The following is a 22,327-nucleotide window of genomic DNA, read 5'->3' on the forward strand; positions in this document are numbered from 1 at the left end:
GTCCCGCTCACTTCAGGTGCGCCGCGTCGATCGCGGACTGGAGGGACTCGCGGTAGCCGTCGCTGGTCACGGTGGCCCCGGAGACGGTGTCGATCTGGGCGCTCTGCGCGTCCAGGGCCTCCTGCCGCAGGATCGGCACCGCGTAGTCGTTGATCTCCTGGTCCCGGTGGTTGCCGTCCGGCACCTGCACCGCGGTGACGTCGGTGATCTTCCCGTTGGAGACGGTGATCCTCACCTGCACCGGCCCCCATCGGGTCTGCGCCACCGACCCGGTGGCCGTGCCGCCGCCGCTCGACGTGCCGTTGCCGCTCGACGTGTCGCCGTCGTTGCTCGACGTGCCGCCGCTCGACGAGCCCGACCCGTCGTCCGTGCCGGTCCAGGAGCTGCCGCTGCCGGCGCCGTCCGAGCCGGAGGCGATCGCGCTGCTCTCCCCGCCCGCGCCCATGGTGCTGGTCTTGTAGCTGAACAGCAGCACCAGCGCGGCCACCGTCGAGAGCAACCAGATGGTGATCCGTCGCATGGATCGTCCCTTCCCGCCTGTCACCAGGCGAAGCGTTCGTGGTGGACGTGCGCGTCGGGGACCCCGGCCGCGCGGATCGCGGCGCGCGCGGCGTCGACCCAGCCGTCCGGTCCGCAGAGGAAGACGTCGTGGCCGGCGACGCCGGGGGAGAGCCGGCGCAGCGCCTCCGCGTCGGAGAGCCCCTCGGCGTAGGCCGGCAGCCAGGACGGGCGGGCCGCCCGGGGGCCGACCAGGTGGTGCACGACCAGCCCGCGCTCCGCGGCGAGCCGGTCCAGCTCCGCCCGGAAGGCCAGGTCCTCCGGGGTACGCGCGCGGTAGAGCAGCACCGCCCGGCCGGGCGCGTACGGCAGCTCCCAGAGCAGGGCCAGCAGCGGGGTGATGCCGACCCCGCAGGCCAGCATGGTGATCCCGCCGCCGCGCCAGCGCTCCCCGGTGAGCCGCCCGTACGGCCCCTCGACGAGCACCCTCGTGCCGGGGCGCAGGGCGGCCACCCGGGCGCTGTCGTCGCCCAGGTCCTTGACCGTGATCCGCATCAGGTCGCCGTTCGGCGGCGCGGACAGCGAGTACGGGTGGGCCCGGGACCAGCCGGGGCCGTCCAGGAACCGCCAGAGCAGGAACTGCCCGGCCCGGACGGGCAGCCGGTGCAGGTCGCGCCCGCGCAGCCAGACCGAGGTGATCCCGGGCGCCTCGGGAACCACGGCGGCCACCTCGATCCGGTGCCGCAGCGAGCGCCAGGCGGGCAGCCCCAGCCGCCAGACCAGCACGCTGGCCAGCGCCAGCAGGTAGACGGTCCACCAGTAGGCGCGGGCGAGCGGCGAGGCGAGGAAGTCGGCGCCGGTCCAGAGCTGGTGCGGTAGCGCCAGCGCGACGCCCAGGTACGCGTACAGGTGCAGCAGGTGCCAGGACTCGTAGCGCAGCCGGCGCCGGGCCGCGCGGACCGAGGTCACCACCACCAGCACCAGCAGGGCCAGCGCCGCGGTGGCCAGCAGCATCCCCGGGTACGTGACGACCAGGTCCCAGGTCTCGGCGAGCACCCCCCGGCGGGCGGTGCCGGCGTACCCGAGGACGGTCAGCAGCACGTGCGCCAGGAGCAGGTGGAACGAGGTGAAGCCGGTGAGCCGGTGCCAGCGGGCGATGCGGTCCTGGCCGAAGCGCCGCTCGATCAGCGGCACCCGGGCCATCAGCACCACCTGGATCAGCATGAGGTCGGCGCTGACCAGGCCGGCGAGCCGGCCGAGCGAGGTGAGGCCGGTGGCCGCGCCGCCCAGCAGCTCCTGCACGCCGCGGTCGGCGGTCCAGAGCGCGGTGACCACCAGCAGGCTGAGCACCGCGGCGCCGCCGGCCACGTCGGCCCACCAGGCCGGGACGGCCGGCAGGGTCCGGCGCGGGGTCCGCCGGCCGGCGACGGCGGCGCTCACCTGGGGGTCTTCCCGGTACGGCTGACGTTCATGTCGTCCACCCTGCGGGCCGGAACTCGGCGGCTCCTTTGCCGACGCTGTGCGCGCCCTGAGAATCCACCGGCCGGCGCATCGACGCGCCGGTGCGTCACACGTTGCATTTTCGTCGGAGGGGGGGTGTACTGTCAGAGCAGTTAGAACGAGTGTTCGATTCGCTCGTACGCTCGTTCCAACGTCCGGGAGCGGTGTTTCGCGGCTCCGGCTCCCGGGAGGTGCGGTTCCGCGGACCGCACCGGGCTCCGGACAGTCGCGAGTCCGGACCCGTCAGGCAGGATCGTCGCCCGCCGCCCACGACCCCGGGGCGGCGGGCGACGGACCCGCCGGTACGCCGGCCGGGTGTGGTGTGGGGAAGCGTCCACACCCGGCCGGCCCCCACCTGGTGCGTCTTCCTCCGCACCGCCCGTTCCGGGCGTCCCGGGCGACGGCTCCCCGTCGCGCGGCCGCCCCGCCCCGGCCCACGCGGAGGAGAGACCATGTCGACCAGTCCGGCCCAGGCGCCCACGGTGCCCGCGCACGTGCTGCCGCACCGCACCCCCGCCCAACTGCTCGTGGTGGCCCGCCACGGGCTGGCCGAGGCCGCCCGGACCCGCCCCGACGGCCTCCGGTACGCCGCCGCCCACCTCGCCGCGCTGCGCGCCGCCGCCGCCCTGCTCGCCGCCCGCGCCCGCCCCGCGCCCACCCGGCGCAACCGGATCACCAGCGTCTGGGTGCTGCTCGCCGCCGTCGCCCCCGAGCTGGACGAGTGGGCCGGCTACTTCGCCGCCGGCGCCGGCAAGCGGGCCGCCGCCGAGGCCGGCATCCCCCGGGTGGTCACCGCCCGGGAGGCCGACGACCTGCTCCGCGCCGCCGAGGAGTTCGTGACCGTGGTGGAGACCGCGCTCGGCCTGGCACACCAACCGGCGCTCGACGGGCTGCACCGGCTCGGCGGGTCCGACGCCGCGCCGCGCCCCGGAGCGGCCGCCGCCTGAGCCGCGGCGTCCGGCCACCACCGGCGGGACCCCGGGTGGCCGGGCGCCGCTCCCCGGCGACGGCGGGTGCGCCGCGCCGGGGCCGCACGCCCGTCCCGCACCGCACGATCCAAGCACCATCCACGGGCCGGTGCCCGTGGTGAACACACGACGGGGGGTAGGTCCGATGGCGGGCCGCATGGTGGTCGGCTCCGCCGCCCTGGCCGAGCTGGTACGCCCGGCGAGCGCGCCCGACCCGGCCGGCGGCCACCGGGTGCTCCCCGTCCGGCCCGAGCTGACCGGGCTGCTGCCCAACCGCGGGCTGCGGCGCGGCAGCACCATCGCGGTCGGCGCCGGCCAGCCCCGGCGCAGCGGCGCCACCTCCCTGATCCTCGCCCTGCTCGCCGAGGCGTCCCGGGCCGGCTCGTGGTGCGCCGTGGTGGGCGTACCCACCTTCGGGGCCGGCGCGGCGGCCGAGGCCGGCATCGCCCTGGACCGGCTCGCCCTCGTGCCGAACCCCGGACCGGAGTGGCCCACCGTCGTCGCCGCGCTCATCGACGGGGTCGACGTGGTGGTCACCGCCGTGCCGACCACGGTCTCCGCCTCGATCGCCACCCGGCTGGCCGCCCGGGCCCGGCAGCGCGGCAGCGTGCTCGTCCCGTACGGCCGGTGGGACGGCGCGGACGTGACGCTCCAGGTGGTCCGCGGGGTCTGGGAGGGGCTCGGGCCGGGCCGGGGCCGGCTGCGCCGCCGGGAGGTGACCGTCTCGGCCCGTGGCCGGGGTGCGGCCGCCCGACCCAAGGAGATCAAGGTCTGGCTGCCCGGCGACGAGCTGACCCGGGTGATCCCCCGGTCGACCGGCGCCGGCGCCGTCCGCGCCGCCGCGCCCCGGCGGCTCCGCGTGGTGGCTCCGGCCGCCGCCGTCCGGCCGCTCACCGTGGTCGGGTCGGCATGAGCGGCGCGCCGGCGCGGACCCTGCTGCTCTGGTGCCCGGACTGGCCGGTCCTCGCCGCCGAGATCGTCGACGGGGTGCCGGCCACCGACCCGGTCGTGGTGCTGCACGCCAACCGGGTGGTCGCCTGCTCCGAGCGGGCCCGCGCCGAGGGCGTCCGCCGGGGGCTGCGCCGGCGGGAGGCGCAGGGGCGCTGCCCGCAGCTCACCGTCGTCGACCACGACCCCGCCCGGGACGCCCGGGCGTTCGAGCCGGTGGTGGCCGCCGTCGAGGAGGTGGTCGCCGGGGTCGAGGTGATCCGCCCCGGGGCCTGCGCGCTGGCCGCCCGGGGCCCCAGCCGCTACCTCGGCGGCGAGGAGGCGGCGGCCGAGCGGATCGTCGAGCACGTCGCCCAGACCTGCGCGGTGGAGAGCCAGGTCGGCATCGCCGACGGGGTCTTCGCGGCCGGGCTGGCCGCCCGGGACGGGCGGATCGTGCCCCCCGGCGGGACCCCGGAGTTCCTGGCCGGCCTGCCCGTCGAGGCGCTCGGCCGGCCCACCCTGACCGACCTGCTGCGCCGGCTGGGCGTCCGCACCCTCGGCGACTTCGCCGCGCTGCCCGCGGGGGACGTGCTGGCCCGGTTCGGCTTCGACGGGGCGCTGGCCCACCGGCTCGCCGCCGGCCGGGACCACCGGCCGCTCGCGGTCCGGCAGCCGCCCGCCGACCTGACCGTCACCGCCGACCACGACGAGCCGATCGACCGGGTCGACGCCGCGGCGTTCGCCGCCCGCACGCTGGCCGAGCAACTGCACGAGCGGCTCGCCGCGCACGGGCTGGCCTGCACCCGGCTCGGCATCGAGGCGGTCACCGCGCACGGCCAGGAGCTGCACCGGGTCTGGCGGCACGACGGCCTGCTCACCGCCGCGGCCATCGCCGACCGGGTCCGCTGGCAGCTCGACGGCTGGCTCTCCGGCAGCAACGGCCGGGGCGGCGCGCGCCCGGCCCGGCCCACCGCCGGGATCATCCGGCTGCGGCTGGTGCCGGACGGGGTGCTCGCCCAGGCCGGCCTGCAACCCGGCCTGTGGGGGGAGACCGGCGAGGAGCGGGAGCGGGCGCACCGCGCGTTGAGCCGGGTGCAGGGCATCCTCGGCCCCGAGGCGGTGGTCACCGCCGTGCTGGGCGGCGGGCGCTCCCCGGCCGACCAGGTGCGCCTGGTCCCGTGGGGCGACGAGCGCCTGCCCGCCCGCCCCGGCCCGCCGCCCCTGCCGGCCGCTCCGGACGCCGCCGCTCCCTCGGGCGGACCGGCGTTGCCGGCGCTCGGCGGATCTGCTCCCGCGGACGGGGCGCCGGCCCGCGGTGGCGCTTCCGTTTCCACCGGTGGGGCGGCGCGGCCCAGCCGGGCGGCCCGGTCGGGCGGGGCGCCGGTGCCGCCGTGGCCGGGGCGGATCCCGCCGCCCGCGCCGGCCGTGGTGCTGCCCACCCCGCTGCCGGCCGCCGTGCACGACGCCGCCGGCGAGCCGGTCGTGGTCAGCGCCCGGCTGGCGGTCAGCGCCGCCCCGGCCCGGCTGACCGTCGGCGCCGGCCGGCCGGCCGAGATCGCCGGCTGGGTCGGCCCGTGGCCGGTGGACGAGCGCTGGTGGGCGCCGGCCGAGGCCCGCCGCCGGGCCCGGTTCCAGGTGTGCCTGGCCGACGGGGCCGCCCTGCTGCTCGCGGTCGAGGGTGGCCAGTGGCTGGTGGAGGCGATCTATGACTGAGCGGCACGCCCCGGCCGCGCGCCGGCCCCGCAGCCGCCGGGGAGACCGCCGGTGAGCTTCCACAACCCGAAGATGCCCTGGTCGGAGCTGGAGCAGGTGCTCTCCGGGCGGTCCGACGGGCGGTCCGGCACGGGGCGGCCGCGGGGCGAGCGGCACCTGCACGTGGTGGACCCGCTCGCGGTCGACGCCGACGGCGGCGACTCCCCGGCGTGGAGCCGCAAGCGGCAGGAGTACGCGCCGCCGGAGCTGTCCCGCCCGGACGACGCGGTGCCCTACGCCGAGCTGCACGCGCACTCCAACTTCAGCTTCCTCGACGGCGCCAGCCACCCCGAGGAGCTGGCCGAGGAGGCCGCCCGGCTGGGGCTCACCGCGCTCGCCGTCACCGACCACGACGGCTTCTACGGCGTGGTGCGCTTCGCCGAGGCGGCCCGCGCGCTGCACCTGCCGACGGTCTTCGGCGCGGAGCTCTCCCTCGGGCTGCCCGGCCCGCAGAACGGCGAGCCGGACCCGCACGGCGCGCACCTGCTGGTGCTGGCCCACGGCCACGAGGGGTACGCCCGGCTCGCCGCCACCATCGCCCGGGCCCAGCTGCGCGGCGGCGAGAAGGGCCGCCCGGTCTACGGCGAGCTGGAAGAGGTCGCGGAGGAGCTGCGCGACCACGTGCTGGTGCTCACCGGCTGCCGCAAGGGGCACGTGCCCGCCGCGCTGCTCACCGAGGGCGTCGACGCGGCGGCCCGGGAGCTGGACCGGCTCACCGCGCTCTTCGGCGCCGAGACGGTGGCGGTGGAGCTGACCGACCACGGCCACCCGCTCGACGCCGACCGCAACGACGCGCTGGCCGAGCTGGCCGCCGCGGCGGGGCTGCCCACGGTGGCCACCAACAACGTGCACTACGCCACCCCGGGCCGGCGCCGGCTGGCCACCACCGTGGCGGCCGTGCGGGCCCGGCGCAGCCTGGACGAGATCGACGGCTGGCTGCCCGCCGCCGCCACCGCCCACCTGCGCAGCGGCGCGGAGATGGCGGCGCGGTTCGCCGCGTACCCGGGTGCGGTGGCCCGGGCCGCCGAGTTCGGCGCGGAACTCGCCTTCGACCTGCAACTGGTCGCGCCGCAGCTGCCGGCGTACCCGGTGCCGCCGGGGCACACCGAGATGAGCTGGCTGCGCCACCTCACCATGGCCGGCGCCCGGGAGCGCTACGGCCCGCCCGAGGCACACCCGGAGGCGTACGCGCAGCTGGAGCACGAGCTGCGGATGATCGACGAGCTGGGCTTCCCCGGCTACTTCCTGGTGGTCTACGACATCGTCGCGTTCTGCCGCGAGCAGGACATCTACTGCCAGGGCCGGGGCTCGGCGGCCAACTCGGCGGTGTGCTACGCGCTGCGGATCACCAACGTGGACGCGGTGCGCCACCGGCTGCTCTTCGAGCGCTTCCTCGCCCCGGAACGCGACGGCCCGCCCGACATCGACGTGGACATCGAGTCCGACCGCCGGGAGGAGGTGATCCAGCACGTCTACGCCCGGTACGGCCGGGAGCACACCGCCCAGGTCGCCAACGTCATCTCCTACCGGCCCCGGTCGGCGGTGCGGGACGTGGCCAAGGCGTTCGGCTTCTCGCCCGGGCAGCAGGACGCCTGGAGCAAGCAGATCGACCGCTGGGGCTCGGTCGCGGCGGTCGACGTCGAGGACATCCCCGAGCAGGTGGTGGCGTACGCCAACGAGCTGCAGACGTTCCCCCGGCACCTGGGCATCCACTCCGGCGGCATGGTGATCTGCGACCGGCCGGTGATCGAGGTCTGCCCGGTGGAGTGGGGGCGGATGCCCGGCCGCAGCGTGCTCCAGTGGGACAAGGACGACTGCGCCGCCGTCGGCCTGGTCAAGTTCGACCTGCTCGGCCTCGGCATGCTCTCCGCGCTGCACTACGGCTACGACCTGATCGGGATGAGCCTCGACCTGGGCGACATGACCCTGGACGACCCCGAGGTCTACGACATGCTCTGCCGGGCCGACTCGGTCGGGGTGTTCCAGGTGGAGAGCCGCGCCCAGATGGCCACCCTGCCCCGGCTCAAGCCCCGCGAGTTCTACGACCTGGTGGTGGAGGTGGCGCTGATCCGTCCCGGCCCGATCCAGGGCGGCTCGGTGCACCCCTACATCCGGCGCAAGAACGGCCAGGAGCCGGTGACCTTCGCGCACCCGCTGATGCGCAACGCGCTGGAGAAGACCCTCGGCGTGCCGCTGTTCCAGGAGCAGCTCATGCAGCTCGCCATCGACCTGGCCGGCTTCGACGCGGCGGGGGCCGACCAGCTGCGCCGGGCCATGGGGGCGAAGCGCTCGGTGGAGCGGATGGCGCAGATCGCCGACCGGCTCTACGCCGGGATGGCCGAGCGGGGCATCACCGGCGAGCTGGCCGACGACGTCTATCGCAAGCTGACCGCGTTCGCCAGCTACGGCTTCCCGGAGAGCCACGCCATGAGCTTCGCCTACCTGGTCTACGCCAGCTCCTGGCTGAAGCGCTACCACCCGGGCCCGTTCCTGGCCGCGCTGCTCAACGCCCAGCCGATGGGCTTCTACTCGCCGCAGACCCTGGTCGACGACGCCCGCCGGCACGGCGTCGAGGTGCGCCGGCCGGACATCAACGCCAGCGGCGCCAAGGCGGTCCTGGAGTCCACGCCGGAGACCCGGTGGGGGAGCCAGCCGGGCGAGCCGCCGCACGCCTGGGGGCTGGGCGGCCCGGCGGTCCGGCTGGGGCTGGGCAGCGTGCGTACCCTCGGCGACGACGTGGCCGAGCGGATCGAGGCGGAGCGGACCGCCCACGGGCCGTACCGGGACATGCCGGACCTGGCCCGCCGGGTCGGCCTGACCGCGGCGCAGCTGGAGGCGCTGGCCACCGCGGACGCCTTCGCCTGTTTCGGGCTGACCCGGCGGCAGGCCCTCTGGGCCGCCGGCGCGGCGGCCCAGGACCGGCCGGGCCGGCTGCCCGGCACGGTGACCGGCACGACGCCGCCCACCCTGCCCGGGATGGAGGCGGTGGACCGCCTGGTCGCCGACGTCTGGGCCACCGGCCTGTCCCCGGAGAGCCACCCGGCCCGGTTCATCCGAGACCGGCTGGACGCCCTAGGCGCGGTGCCGATCGCCCGGCTGGGCCGGGTGGAGCCCGGGCAGCGGATCCGGGTCGGCGGGATCGTCACCCACCGGCAGCGCCCGGCGACCGCCGGCGGGGTCACCTTCCTCAACCTGGAGGACGAGACCGGCATGCTCAATGTCACTTGCTCCCCGGGCCTCTGGCAGCGCTACCGTCGAGTCGCCCGCACCAGTGGCGCGCTGGTGGTGCGGGGCCGGTTGCAGCGGCACGAGGGCGTCATCAGCCTCACCGCGGACCGACTGGACGAGATCGAGCCGCCCGTCACGCCGGCGTCCCGGGATTTCCGTTGAGATCAGTGATCCACATTACGGTTTCCCGGCCCCGGACGCGGGAGACTCCCGGGCGCGGGTGGGCAGAGTGGCCCGCCCGGGTATGGGGGATGAACCGATGACCTTTCACAGCACGTACCCCGGTGGCGTGGCGAACGCCCGACGGACCCGGCTGGGCGCCGGCTGGGCGCCCACCCACGAGGTGGAGCCGCGGGAATACCAGGTGACCGACGGGCCGGTGGCCAACGCCCAGCGGTCCCGCGCCGAGGAGGACCCCGCCGGCGGTGGCGAGTCCTGACCCCGGGCCCGGGGGTGACTAGGCTCGGCGGCGTGGAGCGCACCCGAACCCTGACCCCCCGCACCGCCGTGATCTGGGCGGTGCTCCGGGCCGAGCTGGACCGGCGAGCCGGCGAGCGGCTCACCGTGCTCGACGTCGGCGGCGGGACCGGCGGCTTCGCCGTCCCGCTCGCCGACGCCGGCCACCGGGTCACCGTGGTCGACGCCAGCCCCGACGCGCTCGCCGCGCTGACCCGCCGGGCCGCCGAGGCCGGGGTCGCCGAGCGGGTACGCGCCGTGCAGGGCGACGGCGACGCGCTCGCCGGGCTGGTCGAGCCGGCCACCGTCGACCTGGTGCTCTGCCACTCGGTGCTGGAGGTGGTGGACGATCCCGCCCCGGTGGTCGCCGCGCTGGCCGCTGCCCTGCGCCCCGGTGGCGCGGCCAGTGTGCTGGTCGCCGGCCGGGCCGCCGCCGTGCTGGCCCGGGCGATGAACGGCCACCTGGACGTGGCGGCCGCGCTCGCCGCCGACCCGGCCGGCGCCGCCGGTCCCCGGGACACCCTGCGCCGCCGCTACGACACCGACGGCGCCACCGCCCTGCTCGCCGCCGCCGGGCTCGCCGTCGAGGAGATCCACGGCGTACGCGTGCTCGCCGACCTGCTCCCGGCCGCGGTGGCGGACGGCCAGTCGGCCGCCCTGGTCGAGCTGGAACGGGCCCTCGCCGCCCGGTCGCCCTACCGCGACCTCGCCGCCCAGCTGCACCTGTTCGCCCGCCGCCCGGCATGACCGGCCCGGCGGTGGGTCCGCTCGACCGGGTCGCGCCCCGCTACGGCGGCGGCAGCCTGGCCGACGTGCTGCCCAGCGCGCTGGCGCTGCTCGGCGTGCCCGGCGCCGCCGACCTGCTCGGCCTGGCGCCCCGGCTGGCCGGGGTGCGGCGGGTCGCCGTGCTGCTGGTCGACGGGCTCGGCTGGTACCAGATCCCCACCGCCGCCCCGTACGCGCCGACGCTGGCCGGGCTGGCCGCCACGGTCGGCGTCCCGCTCACCTCGGGCTTCCCCTCCACCACCCCGACCAGCCTGGTCAGCCTCGGCACCGGCACCCCGTCCGGCCCGCACGGCGTGCTCGGCTTCAAGGTCCGGGTGCCGGGCACCGACCGGGTGCTCAGCCACATCGAGTGGGCCGGCGACCCGGAGCCGCTGCGCTGGCAGCCCGTCGCCACCTGGTACGAGCGGGCCCGCGCCGCCGGGGTGGCGGTCACCGTGGTCAGCCGCCCGGAGTACGGCGGCAGCGGCCTCACCCTGGCCGCCAACCGGGGCGGCGACTACCGGGGCGCGGCCGGCGTCGACCCGGTCGCGGAGCGGATGCTCGCCGCCCTGGCGGCCGGTCCCGGGCCGACCCTGGTCTCCGGCTACCACCCCGACCTGGACCGGCACGGGCACCTCACCGGCGTGGACTCCGCGCCCTGGCGGCTGGCCGCCGCCGAGGTGGACCGCCTGCTCGCCCGGCTGGTCGACGGGCTGCCGCCGGACGCCGCGCTGCTGGTCACCGCCGACCACGGGCAGCTCAACGTGCCCGACGGGCACCGGATCGACCTCGACACCGACCCCCGGCTGCGGGCCGGCGTCCGGGTGGTGGCCGGCGAGCCCCGGGTCCGCTACCTGCACGTCGAGCCGGGCGCCACCGCCGACGTGGTGGCCGCCTGGTCGGCGGTGCTGGACGGCGCCGCCCGGGTGCTGACCCGGGCGGAGGCGGTGGCGACCGGCTGGTTCGGGCCGGTGCCGGAGGCGCACCTGGGCCGGATCGGCGACGTGGTGGTGGTCTGCCGCGACACGTACGCCGTGGTCGCCACCCGCTCGGAGCCGCCGATGGAGTCCCGGCTGGTCGCGTACCACGGCGCGGACACCGCCGCCGAGATGACCATCCCGCTGCTGGTGGTCCGCGGCTGACCCGACGCGGGCGGTCGGGCGGCGGGACTGTCGGACCGGGCGGCTAGCCTGCGGGGATGGGCCGCAGCCAGTCGTTGCCCCGGGGCGGTGATCCGCGCTTCGGGCCGGACGCCGACGACACCGGCTGTCCGATCCTGCACGTCGACATGGACGCCTTCTTCGCCTCGGTGGAGGTGCGCCGCCGCCCCGAGCTGCGCGGCCGCCCGGTGGTGGTGGGCGGGATCGGTCCGCGCGGGGTGGTCAGCTCGGCCAGCTACGAGGCCCGCCGCTTCGGCGTCCGCAGCGCCATGCCCACCGCCCGGGCCCGGGCGCTCTGCCCGCAGGCGGTCTACCTGCCGCCGGACTTCACCGCCTACTCGGCGGCCTCGCGGGCGGTGATGCGGATCTTCCGCGACGTCACCCCGCTGGTCGAGCCGCTCTCCCTGGACGAGGCGTTCCTCGACGTGGCCGGCGCCCGGCGGCTCTTCGGCGCCCCGACCGAGATCGCCCGGCTGATCCGCCGCCGGGTCGCCGAGGAGCAGGACCTGACCTGCTCGGTCGGGGTGGCGCCGAGCAAGTTCGTGGCCAAGCTCGGCTCCACGCGGGCCAAGCCGGACGGCCTGCTCGTGGTACCCGCCACCCGGGTGCTGGAGTTCCTGCACCCGCTGCCGGTGGCGGCCCTGTGGGGGGTGGGGGAGCGGTCCGCCGAGGCGCTGCGCCGGCTCGGTCTGCACACCGTGGGCGACCTGGCCGAGGCGCCGCCGGGCCTGCTCCGCCGGGCGGTGGGGGAGGCGTCCGCCGGCCACCTGCACGAGCTGGCCTGGGGGCGGGACCCGCGCCGGGTCTCCCCGGAGCACGTGGAGAAGTCGATCGGCGCGGAGGTCACCTTCGACACCGACGTCACCGACCCGGCGGAGATCCGCCGCGCGCTGCTCGCCCTCGCCGAGAAGGCCGGCGCCCGGCTGCGCGCGGCGGGCCAGGTGGGGCGCACCGTGTCGCTCAAGGTCCGGTTGGCCGACTTCCGCACGGTCAGCCGCTCCCGCACCCTCGGTGTGCCCACCGACACGGCCCGGGAGATGTTCGACACGGCCTGGGCGCTCTGGACCGCCCTCGCCCCCGGCGAGCCGGTCCGTCTGGTCGGCGTCCGGATGGAGGGGCTCGCCGCGGCGGAGGAGACGCCGCAGCAGCTCACCCTGGGTGCGCCGGAGCGCGGCTGGCGGGAGGCGGAGGCGGCGGCCGACGCGGCGGCCGCCCGATTCGGGCGGTCCGTCATAGGTCCGGCCAGTCTTCTCGGCAGGCGTGATGCCCGGCGCGGCGAAAAACCGACCCGGCCGTAGGTCGTCCCGCTTTCCGACGCGCGAGCCCCCTCGTAGACTTGCGGGTAAGCAGCCGGATGGCTGCCACGGTCTGTCGGCCCGACCGGGCCGACCAACGTGACCGGGGAGGAGTGCCGTGCCGCTCTCGGAGCACGAGCAGCGGCTGTTCGAGCAGATCGAGCGGTCGCTTGCCGAGGACCCCAAATTCGCCTCGGCCGTGCGCGCCAGCGACCCGCGTTTCCACGCGCGGCGTCGCGTGCTCGTCGCTGCCGGCGTGGTCATCGCTGGTCTGGCCCTGTTGATCTACGGTGCCGTGATCAAGACGCCCCCGCTGGCCGTGGCGGGCTTCGTCGTCATGCTGGCCTCGTTGGGCTACGCGGTGCAGTCGCACCGCCGCTCCCAGTCGCCCGACCTGCACGTGGTCGGCGGCACGACGAGCCGTCGTCGTCCCCGTGGCCGCAGCGGCCGCCGGGGCTCCTTCCTGGACCGGATGGAGGACCGCTGGCGGCAGCGCCCGGAGGGCCACCGCTGAGCACCTCCCGCCCCTGACGGGGCGGGACCTCTCGCGACGGCGGATCGCCGGCACGGCCGGCGAGCGTGGTCGCTTCCGCGCGCCCCGATCCCCCCGGCCACCCCACCCGACGCCGCGTTGATCAAGAGGTTTACGTCGGCGCGGGTCGGTTTCCTGACGCAAACTTCTTGATCAACGCGCGCAGCGATGGCGCCAGGGGTTGGTTGGGACCCGGTCCGCGCCCGCCGGCGGGGGAGCGCCGGCGGGCGGAACCGGGTCAGCGGGCCGGTCGGCCCGCCAGGAGACGACGCGGGTTCCAGCGCAGCAGCCGCTGCCGCACCTGCCCGGTCGTGGTGACCAGCCGGGTCGAGCGGTCGGTCAGGGCGTTCCGCCAGCGCAGCAGCACCGACGGCGGCAACAGGGCCGCCAGCAGCCGGGTACGCCGGTCCGCCCGGGCCGCGAGAGCGCCGCGCACCGACCGCAGGGCCGGGTACAGCTCCTCGCCGGTCAGCGGGTCGCGGGCGTAGCGGGCCCGCTCCTCCGCCCGGCCCAGCAGCCGGACCCCGGTCACCGCCCCGGCGTCCTCGACCAGCGCCTCCCGGGCCAGCCGCTCGGCGGTCGCCCGGGGCGTCTCCGTCAGGTCCACCCGGACGTGGAAGTCGACAAGCGTGTCGAGCAGCTCGTCCCAGGCGGCGTGCGCGTCCGCGCGGGCCCGGTCGGCGTCCACGCCGACCACGATCTCGCGCGCCTCGCCCCGCTGCCCGGGGACGGCGGCCAGGGTGGTGGCCGCGGGCACGGCCGCCCGTGCCCGCCGGCGCCGGCGCAGCGCGGACCGGCGCAGGGCCGGAACCGCGAGCAGCGCCAGCAGGGCGAGCGCCCCGGCCACCCACCACGGCCAGACCGGGTTCTGCCGGCTCGGGCCGTTGTCGCCGACGGCCAGGCCCTGGTCGGCGTCCTTGTCGAGGCGGTCCGGGTCCTCCGGGCCGGCCGAGGGGTCGACCCCGGAGGGGGCGGCGGTGCTCCCCGGCAGGGGGGTGACCTCCTCGGGAGCGTCGGTGTCCGGGGCCCAGGCCGAGCGGACCGACCCCACGACGCCCGCCGCCGGGGTGGCGTCGAACGGCACCCAGCCGATCCCGCCGAAGTAGACCTCGGTCCAGGCGTGCAGGTTCCGGTTGGTCAGCACGTACGTGCCGCCGCCGGAGTTGCTGCCGTTGCTGAAGCCGAACGCCACCCGCGCCGGGATGCCGGCCGAACGGACCAGCCACGCCATCGCCGCGGCGTACTGCTGGCAGAAGCCCACCTTGGTGGCGAGGAAGTCGGTGATGTCGTCCCCGCTGGTGCCGCCCCGGGTGGACAGCGAGTAGGTGAACCCGTTCTCCACCGAGAAGTAGTCGTAGATCGCCCGGACCTTGTCGTAGTCGTTCGTCCGGCCCTTGACCAGCTGGTCGACCAGCCGGTCGACGGCGCGGACGGCCGGCGTGACGGTCTGCTGCCGCAGCACCGGGTCGTCGGCCGGCAGGGACGGCGCCGCGCGCAGCGCCGCCGGGCTGAACGTCGAGCGGACGTAGTCGAACGAGTAGCGCTTGCCCCGGGAGTTCTCCCGGTTCGAGAAGACGATCTGGAGGTTCGGGTCGTAGAGCCAGTTGCCGCCGAGGTCCTCGGTCTTCACCGGCTCGGCGTAGACCGGCAGCAGCGGCATGTTGAGGTTCTTGCTCACCTCGACACGCCCCGGCCGCCGCGCTCCGCCGGGTCGGGCAGGTTGCGGTTGGCGGGCCGCCCCGTGGGCACGCGCACCCGGAAGCCGTCCGGCCGCAGCTCGTCGGCGACACCGAAGCGCAGGTAGAACGGGGCCGGCTCGTCGGTGCTGACCTTGACCAGCTCGGTCACCTCGGACTGGTTGAGCTGGCCGCTGAGCGCGGCGAACAGGTCGATCCGGCCGGGGCTGCCGCCCTGGCCCGGCCGCCCGTTGCCGGTGCCGTTGCCGTTGCCGACGGCGCTCATCAGCCCGCCGGTCATCCCGGGCACGACCAGCGGCAGGGCCACCGCGAGGGCCACCCCGACCACGGCCAGCCGCCGGCCCGCCGCGGCCAGCGGCGACGCCTCCCACACGTCGACGTCGCGGCCCTCGCCGGTGAACCGGCGGCCGAACCGGCGTACGCGGTCGACGTTGTCGGTGACCAGCAGCCACAGGTAACCGCAGGCGCCCACCACGAACGGGGTGGCGGGGACGCTGTCCACGTAGACCGCCACCGGCACCGAGTAGATGGCCAGCATGGGCAGCCCGGCCAGCGCCGGCCGGCGCAGCCCGACGGAGAGCACGTCCACCACGATGGCCACCGCGCCGATGCCGAGCACGGCGAGGAAGAGCAGCGAGTCGACGTCCGGCACCTCCACGCCGTACGAGCGCATGTCGGGCAGCGAGGCGTTCAGCAGGTCGCCGAAGTGGGCGAAGGTCGCCGGGGTGGGCACGAACGCGAAGAACTCGGTGCCGCCCGGGAAGACCCAGGTCAGGGCGAGCGTGAGACCGGCCAGCATGGCCAGCACCTGACCCCACAGCGGCGCCCGGGCCAACCGGCTCAGCGCGGCCGAGCCGGCCACCACGGCCACCACGATGGCCGCCTGGATGAGCCAGGTCCAGCGCTCGAAGATCGCCGACAGCGGGGCCGCCGCCAGCAGGGTCGCCGCCGCGGCGACGAAGCCGAGGTTGCGGTGCGCGGTCACGGGTCCACCCTTCGGGTCATCGCACGCCTCCGGCCACCGTCTCGGCCAGCGCCGCCCGTAGCGCGAACCCCTGCGAGCCGCGGCCCGCCTGGGGCCAGAGCACCGGCAGCCGGTTGCCGTGTTCCACGCCGATCACGCGCCAGCCGCTCTGCAGCAGGGCGAGCGCGGCGGCGGCGTGCGCGTGCTCCGCCTCGGCCCGGGCCTTCGGCGGCAGGTTGAGCCAGCTGTTGCTGTCGAGCAGGAAGCCCACGCAGGTCGCACCGCTGGTGCGCAGCCCGGCCAGCAGCTCCGCCTCGGCGGTGCTCAACGTGCCGAGGAGCGCGATGATCAGGCCGCCGTCGGCCCGTTGCCGGACCTGCTGCACCAGCGTGGTGACCTCGCCGCGCTTGTCCAGGTGCACCTCGGCGAGGTGGTCGAGGAGCACGCCCTCGCCGCCGGCCTCGGTGGCGTCCACGTCCGCGCCGGAGCCGGTGACCAGGCGCAGCTTGTAGCCGGCCTGCCGCAGGTGCACGGCGACGCTGGCGGCGGTGGAGACGGCCCACTCGAAGCTCGCCGTGGGCCCCTCGCCCCGGTGCCCGGCGGCGCGGGTGTCCAGCACCACGGTGGCCCGGCTCTCCCAGGGCTGCTCCTCCCGGCGCACCATGAGCTCGCCGGTGCGTGCCGTCGACTTCCAGTGCACCCGGCGCAGGTCGTCGCCCATCCGGTACTCCCGGGTGGCCGCGTCGTCCTCGCCGTGCACCGCCACCGAGCGGGCCCGGCTGTCGCCGCTGCCCGCGAACTCGCCGGGGAGGCGGACCGAGGGCAGCGGGGTGACCTGCGGGATCACCGTGAGGTGGTCGGTGCTGGGGAAGGCCCGGCTCAGCTCGCACAGCCCGAACGGGTCGGTCAGCCGGATCACCAGCGGGCCCACCTCGTAGCGGCCGCGCACGTCGGCGCGGACCGTGTACGCCACCGAGCTGGCCTGGTGGGCGCCGAGGCGCTCCAGCACCACCCGCGGCCGGCTGCCGAGCGCGTAGGGCAGCCGGTCCTCCAGCAGCAGGGTGCCGGTGGGCAGCCGGGACAGGTTCTGCAGCCGCAGCACCACCCGGGAGCTGGCCCCGACCGGCACCCGGTGCGGCTCCAGCGACCGGTTGCAGGCGAGCTTGTAGCGGCTGCGCCCGACGTAGGCCGCCGCGAGCAGCGGCAGGATGGCGAGCAGGACGGCCACCCGGAGCAGGTCCTTCTCGCCCAGGATGGCCGCGGAGATCGCGGCGGCGACGGCGGCCGCCAGGAACGAGCGGCCGCGGGTGGTCAGCCCTCGCAGCCCGTCGCGCACCTCACGGCCTCCGCGGCTCGTACGGCCCGCGACCGTTGCCACCGGGCCGGGTGTCGTACGGGGAGCGCTTGCGGTCGTGCGGCAGCGGGAGGCGGTGCACCAGCTCGGCGACGATCGCGTCGGTGGTGCGCCGGGCCAGCTGCGCGTCGGCGGTCGGGATGATCCGGTGCGCCAGCACCGGCACCGCGAGGGCCTGAAGGTCGTCCGGGAGGACGTAGTCGCGGCCCTCCAGGGCGGCCACCGCGCGGGCGGTGCGCAGCAGCTGGAGGGTGGCCCGCGGGGACGCGCCGAGCCGGAGGTCGGGCGCCTCGCGGGTGGCGGTCACCAGGTCGATCGCGTACTGCTTGACGGCGTCGGCGACGTGCACCTGCCGGACGTGGCCGATCAGCCGGCGGACGGTGGCCGCGTCGGAGACCGGCCGCAGCTCGTTGAGCGGGTCGGTGCCGCCGTGGCCGTCCAGCATGGCCAGTTCGGCGCCCGGGTCCGGGTAGCCCATCGCGATCCGGGCGGTGAACCGGTCGCGCTGCGCCTCCGGCAGCGGGTAGGTCCCCTCCATCTCGATCGGGTTCTGCGTCGCGATCACCATGAACGGGGTCTGGAGCTGGTAGGTCACGCCGTCGACGGTGACCTGCCGCTCCTCCATGCACTCCAGCAGCGCGGACTGGGTCTTCGGCGAGGCCCGGTTGATCTCGTCGCCGACCACCAGGTTGGCGAAGACCGCGCCCGGGCGGAACTCGAAGTCGTGCGTCTCCTGGTTGTAGACGCTGACCCCGGTGACGTCGCTGGGCAGCAGGTCCGGGGTGAACTGGATCCGGCGCACGGAGCAGTCGATCGACCGGGCCATGGCCTTGGCCAGCTTGGTCTTGCCGACGCCGGGGACGTCCTCGATCAGCAGGTGGCCCTCGGCGAGCAGCACCGCGAGGGCGAGCCGGACGGTGGCCGTCTTGCCCTCGATGACCTGCTCGATGTTGGCCACGATGGCCTCGCTGGCGGCGCGGAACTCGTCGTGCGGCAGCAGACCGCCCACCTCGTCCCAGGTCTGTTGTGTCACGGGCCTCCTCCTCGTCGCCGGACGGCAGCTCTGTATAGAGCACCTGGACCCGCCGTTGGGTTCGCGACGCCGAGCCTCGTCTGCCGCAAAAATCTCACTGGTCTCTCAGGCTAACCATGTTTGTCGTTGTCGCCGACCCCCGCAGGCGGTCGGCCGGTTACGCCCGGAATATTCGCCGGACCGGGGGACGCGTGACCGGCCCGTAGGCGGGTAGCCCCGTCCCGGCCCCTGTCGCGCGGGCGGCGGGAAGGGGAGCCCCGGGGCCGGGCGCCGTCCCACCTCGTGGCGGCGGGCGCGAGGCGTGACCCGCCGGCGAGGTACACTGCCGGTCATGGCCGGAGTCTTCCTGCTTCTTACCGAGCCGTGCTGATGCGCTGAGCGCGCGACAGCACGGCGGCCCCTCCTGCGCGAGGGGCTTTTTTGTGCCCGCAGCAGACCTCCCATATCCGACATGACCCGCGCCGAGGAGACACGCCATGAGTGAGGCAGCCGCACCGGCGACCGACATCCCCCCGTTCCGGTACACCGCCGCCCTGGCCGAGGAGATCGAGCACCGCTGGCAGGACACCTGGGAGCGGGAGGGCACCTTCCACGCGCCGAACCCGACCGGCCCGCTGGCCGACCCGGACCACCCGCGGGCGGGCGCCGAGAAGCTGTACGTGCTGGACATGTTCCCCTACCCGTCCGGCGCCGGCCTGCACGTCGGCCACCCGCTGGGCTACATCGGCACCGACTGCTACGCCCGCTACCAGCGGATGGCCGGGCGCAACGTGCTGCACGCGATGGGCTTCGACGCGTTCGGCCTGCCCGCCGAGCAGTACGCGGTGCAGACCGGCACCCACCCGCGGACCACCACCGAGGCGAACATCGAGCGGTTCAAGGCGCAGCTGCGCCGGCTGGGGCTGGCCCACGACGAGCGGCGTTCGGTGGCGACCATCGACACCGGCTTCTACCGCTGGACCCAGTGGATCTTCCTGCAGATCTTCAACTCCTGGTACGACGCGGAGGCGAAGAAGGCCCGGCCGATCGCCGAGCTGATCGCCGAGTTCGAGGGGGGCACCCGGCCCACCCCGGACGGCCGGCCGTGGGCCGAGCTGACCGTGGGCGAGCGCCGGGCGATCGTCGACGACCACCGGCTGGCGTACGTCTCGGAGGCGCCGGTGAACTGGTGCCCGGGGCTGGGCACCGTGGTGGCCAACGAGGAGGTCACCGCCGACGGTCGCTCCGAGCGCGGCAACTTCCCGGTCTTCAAGCGGAACCTGAAGCAGTGGATGATGCGGATCACCGCGTACGGGGACCGGCTGCTGGAGGACCTGGACGCCCTGGACTGGCCCGAGCCGATCAAGCTGCAGCAGCGCAACTGGATCGGCCGGTCGACCGGCGCGCACATCGACTTCCCGACCGAGCGCGGCCCGGTGCGGGTGTTCACGACCCGGCCGGACACCGTCTTCGGCGCCACCTACATGGTGCTGGCGCCCGAGCACGAGCTGGTCGACGTGCTGGTTCCGGCCGCCTGGCCGGAGGGCACGAAGGACGCCTGGACCGGCGGGCACGCCAGCCCGCGGGCCGCCGTCGAGGCGTACCGGAAGGCCGCCGCGGCCAAGACGGACGTGGAGCGGCAGGCGGACAGCAAGGAGAAGACCGGCGTCTTCGTCGGCGCCTGGGCGACCAACCCGGTCACCGGCGGGCAGGTCCCGATCTTCATCGCCGACTACGTGCTGGCCGGCTACGGCACCGGCGCGATCATGGCGGTGCCGGCCCAGGACGAGCGGGACTGGGAGTTCGCCGAGGTCTTCGACCTGCCGATCGTGCGCACCGTGCAGCCGGCCGAGGGCTTCGCCGGCAAGGCGTGGACCGGGGACGGCCCGGCGATCAACAGCGCCGCGCCCGACCGCGGCCTGGACCTGAACGGCCTGGGCGTGGCCGACGCCAAGGCGCGGATCATCGAGTGGCTGGAGGCCAACGGGCACGGGGCCGGCGCGGTCACCTGGCGGCTGCGGGACTGGCTGTTCTCCCGGCAGCGCTACTGGGGTGAGCCGTTCCCGATCGTCTACGACGAGACCGGCGCGCCGATCGCGCTGCCCGAGTCGATGCTGCCGGTCGAGCTGCCCGAGGTGGAGGACTTCTCGCCGAAGACCTTCGACCCGAACGACGCCGAGTCCGACCCGGAGACCCCGCTGTCCCGGCGGCGCGACTGGGTGGAGGTGGAGCTGGACCTGGGTGACGGGCCGAAGCGCTACACCCGGGAGACCAACGTGATGCCGCAGTGGGCCGGCTCCTGCTGGTACGAGCTGCGTTACCTGGACCCGACCGACGCGCAGCGCTTCGCCGAGCCGGAGAACGAGGCGTACTGGATGGGGCCGCGCTCCGCCGGCGACCCCGGTGGCACCGACCTGTACGTCGGCGGCGCCGAGCACGCCGTGCTGCACCTGCTGTACGCCCGCTTCTGGCACAAGGTGCTGTACGACCTGGGCCACGTCTCCTCGTTCGAGCCGTTCCGCCGGCTGTTCAACCAGGGCATGATCCAGGCGTACGCGTTCACCGACCCGCGCGGCGCCTACGTGCCGGCCGAGGAGGTCGTCGAGGTCGACGGCCGGTACTTCCACGGCGACACGGAGGTCACCCGCGAGTACGGCAAGATGGGCAAGTCGCTGAAGAACGTCGTCACCCCCGACGACATGTGCGCGGCGTACGGCGCGGACACCTTCCGGGTCTACGAGATGTCGATGGGCCCGCTGGAGGTGTCCCGCCCGTGGGAGACCCGGGCCGTGGTCGGCTCCTACCGGTTCCTGCAGCGGGTCTGGCGGGCGGTCGTCGACGAGCAGACCGGCGCGCTGCGGGTCACCGACGCGCCGGCCGACGAGGCCACCCGGCGGCTGCTGCACAAGGTGATCGACGGGGTCCGCGCGGACATGGAGGGGATCCGGTTCAACACCGCGATCGCCAAGCTGATCGAGCTGACCAACGGGCTGACCCGGCTGGCGGAGACCCCGCGCGAGGTGGCCGAGCCGCTGGTGCTGATGGTGGCGCCGTTCGCCCCGCACGTCGCCGAGGAGCTGTGGCGGCGGCTGGGCCACGACACCTCGCTGGCGTACGCGGACTTCCCGGCCGCCGATCCGGCGCTGCTGGTCGCCGAGACGGTGACCTACCCGGTGCAGGTCAACGGCAAGGTGCGGGGCCGGGTCGAGGTGGCCGCCGACGCGTCCGAGGACGACGTCCGGTCGGCCGCGCTGGAGGCGGTCGCCGGCGCGCTGGCCGGCAAGGAGCCGCGCAAGGTCATCGTGGTGAAGGGCCGGATGGTCTCGGTCGTCGCCTGACCCCGCCGGTTCGTCGGAGGCGCGTCCCGTGCGGGGCGCGCCTCCGGCGCGTCCGGGCCAGGGGCGCCGGTGGGCTCCCGCCGGCCACCGGCCGCGCCCGCTGGCGTGACCGTCACCCGGCGTCGAGCGCGGCCTCGACCGTCGCGCGGTGCCGGAGCAGCCACTCGTGCCAGCCGCGTACCGCGTCGACGGCGCCCGCCGCGCGGAGCCGGCGCATGCCCGGCTCGTCCCGGTCGGCGCCGGCGTCGATGCCCCGCCAGGTGCCGTCGAGCTGGCCGAGCATGACGGCGACCAGCTCGCCCCGGGGCAGGGACACCCCCGTGCCGGCCGCCTCGTAGGCGTCGCAGAGCAGCCGGCAGCGCCGGGCCAGCTCGGCCGGGTCGGCGTCCCCGCCCAGCGCGGCCCAGTGCCAGCCCGCGAACGCCACGTCCTCGATCCGCCGCCCCGGCCCGGCCAGGTCCCAGTCGAGGAAGGCCACCGGCACCGGCCCGGCCGGCGAGTCCCGGTAGACCGTGTTCTTCGGCGACAGGTCCCGGTGGCAGACCGTCTCCGCGTCGCCGGCCAGATCGGTGCCGGCGCAGGCGTCGTGCAGCGCCCGGACCAGCGCGGCCAGCCGGGTCAGCGCGGGGTCGGCGAAGAAGGCCGGGTCCTCCCGGTCCCGCCAGGGCACCCGACCGTCGACGTGGGTCAGCACCTGCCGGCCCCGCTCGTCCACCCCGAGGTAGCCGGGCGCCAGGCCCGGCGCGGTGGCGGCCAGGTGCCGCAGCAACGCCGCCCCGAACTCCGCGCGGGCCGGGGGAGTGCGGCGTACCGTGTCGCCGATCCGGACCACCTCGGTGACGAAGCCGCCGGGCAGCCGCTCCTCCGCGGCCGTCACC

At 76.0% G+C, this 22,327-nt stretch carries 15 protein-coding genes and 1 pseudogene; 10 read left to right on the top strand and 6 right to left on the bottom strand.

Features of this window, described 5'->3' with window-relative positions; genetic code table 11:
- Positions 1–7: 7 nt before the first annotated feature.
- Both IEY96_RS13295 and IEY96_RS13300 read right to left on the bottom strand, forming a co-directional pair.
- Positions 8–520 carry an FMN-binding protein gene (locus IEY96_RS13295; RefSeq protein WP_189195116.1) on the bottom strand — a complete coding sequence of 171 codons (513 nt, stop codon included), beginning with the start codon at positions 518–520 and terminating at the stop codon, positions 8–10.
- A 20-nt stretch (positions 521–540) separates the two neighbouring features.
- Positions 541–1,938 (bottom strand): ferredoxin reductase family protein, encoded by a 1,398-nt coding sequence (locus tag IEY96_RS13300; RefSeq protein ID WP_229791576.1) that lies wholly within the window; start codon positions 1,936–1,938, stop codon positions 541–543.
- 512 nt (positions 1,939–2,450) lie between these two features.
- On the opposite strand from IEY96_RS13300, the gene IEY96_RS13305 reads away from it, so the two are divergent.
- The 9 genes from IEY96_RS13305 (at position 2,451) to IEY96_RS13345 (ending at position 13,066) form a co-directional block, all read left to right on the top strand.
- Positions 2,451–2,945, top strand: a complete 495-nt coding sequence (locus tag IEY96_RS13305) for an SAV_6107 family HEPN domain-containing protein (RefSeq protein ID WP_189195117.1) — start codon at positions 2,451–2,453, stop codon at positions 2,943–2,945.
- Positions 2,946–3,111: 166 nt separating this feature from the next.
- A complete protein-coding gene (imuA', locus tag IEY96_RS13310; RefSeq protein ID WP_189195118.1) occupies positions 3,112–3,879 on the top strand; it encodes a DnaE2-dependent mutagenesis accessory factor ImuA' in 768 nt (255 codons plus the stop codon).
- Entirely contained in the window at positions 3,876–5,609 is a 1,734-nt protein-coding gene (locus IEY96_RS13315) for a DNA polymerase Y family protein (protein ID WP_189195119.1), read from the top strand. The genes imuA' and IEY96_RS13315 overlap by 4 nt, the downstream gene beginning before the upstream one ends.
- Positions 5,610–5,660: 51 nt before the next feature.
- Entirely contained in the window at positions 5,661–9,038 is a 3,378-nt protein-coding gene (locus tag IEY96_RS13320; RefSeq protein WP_189195120.1) for an error-prone DNA polymerase, read from the top strand.
- Positions 9,039–9,135: 97 nt separating this feature from the next.
- The gene (locus IEY96_RS13325; RefSeq protein ID WP_091268414.1) at positions 9,136–9,315 is read left to right on the top strand and encodes a hypothetical protein; all 180 of its coding nucleotides are present in this window, start codon (positions 9,136–9,138) and stop codon (positions 9,313–9,315) included.
- Positions 9,316–9,329: 14 nt separating this feature from the next.
- Positions 9,330–10,079 (top strand): methyltransferase domain-containing protein, encoded by a 750-nt coding sequence (locus IEY96_RS13330; RefSeq protein WP_189195121.1) that lies wholly within the window; start codon positions 9,330–9,332, stop codon positions 10,077–10,079.
- A complete protein-coding gene (locus tag IEY96_RS13335) occupies positions 10,076–11,239 on the top strand; it encodes an alkaline phosphatase family protein (protein ID WP_189195122.1) in 1,164 nt (387 codons plus the stop codon). Before IEY96_RS13330 ends, IEY96_RS13335 begins: the two co-directional genes overlap by 4 nt.
- Before the next feature lie 56 nt (positions 11,240–11,295).
- Positions 11,296–12,555, top strand: a complete 1,260-nt coding sequence (locus IEY96_RS13340; protein ID WP_189195123.1) for a DNA polymerase IV — start codon at positions 11,296–11,298, stop codon at positions 12,553–12,555.
- 115 nt (positions 12,556–12,670) lie between these two features.
- Positions 12,671–13,066 (top strand): SCO2097 family morphological protein, encoded by a 396-nt coding sequence (locus tag IEY96_RS13345; RefSeq protein WP_091268111.1) that lies wholly within the window; start codon positions 12,671–12,673, stop codon positions 13,064–13,066.
- A gap of 256 nt (positions 13,067–13,322) precedes the next feature.
- On the opposite strand, the pseudogene IEY96_RS13350 reads toward IEY96_RS13345, so the two are convergent.
- The 3 genes and pseudogenes from IEY96_RS13350 to IEY96_RS13360 form a co-directional block, all read right to left on the bottom strand.
- Positions 13,323–15,766, bottom strand: a pseudogene (locus IEY96_RS13350) (transglutaminase TgpA family protein).
- 16 nt (positions 15,767–15,782) lie between these two features.
- Positions 15,783–17,081, bottom strand: coding sequence for a DUF58 domain-containing protein (locus IEY96_RS13355; protein WP_189195124.1), 1,299 nt, complete (start codon positions 17,079–17,081; stop codon positions 15,783–15,785).
- Between the two features lies 1 nt (position 17,082).
- Complete coding sequence (locus tag IEY96_RS13360; RefSeq protein WP_189195125.1) at positions 17,083–18,132, bottom strand: AAA family ATPase; 1,050 nt, start codon at positions 18,130–18,132, stop codon at positions 17,083–17,085.
- Between the two features lie 476 nt (positions 18,133–18,608).
- On the opposite strand from IEY96_RS13360, the gene leuS reads away from it, so the two are divergent.
- A complete protein-coding gene (gene leuS / locus IEY96_RS13365; protein ID WP_189195126.1) occupies positions 18,609–21,449 on the top strand; it encodes a leucine--tRNA ligase in 2,841 nt (946 codons plus the stop codon).
- 112 nt (positions 21,450–21,561) lie between these two features.
- On the opposite strand, the gene IEY96_RS13370 is transcribed toward leuS, so the two are convergent.
- On the bottom strand, positions 21,562–22,326 hold the full coding sequence (locus IEY96_RS13370; RefSeq protein WP_229791577.1) for a phosphotransferase family protein: 765 nt from the start codon (positions 22,324–22,326) through the stop codon (positions 21,562–21,564).
- Position 22,327: the final 1 nt, after the last annotated feature.

This window comes from Micromonospora fulviviridis, assembly GCF_014648395.1.
GTDB classification, from domain to species: Bacteria; Actinomycetota; Actinomycetes; order Mycobacteriales; family Micromonosporaceae; genus Micromonospora; species Micromonospora fulviviridis.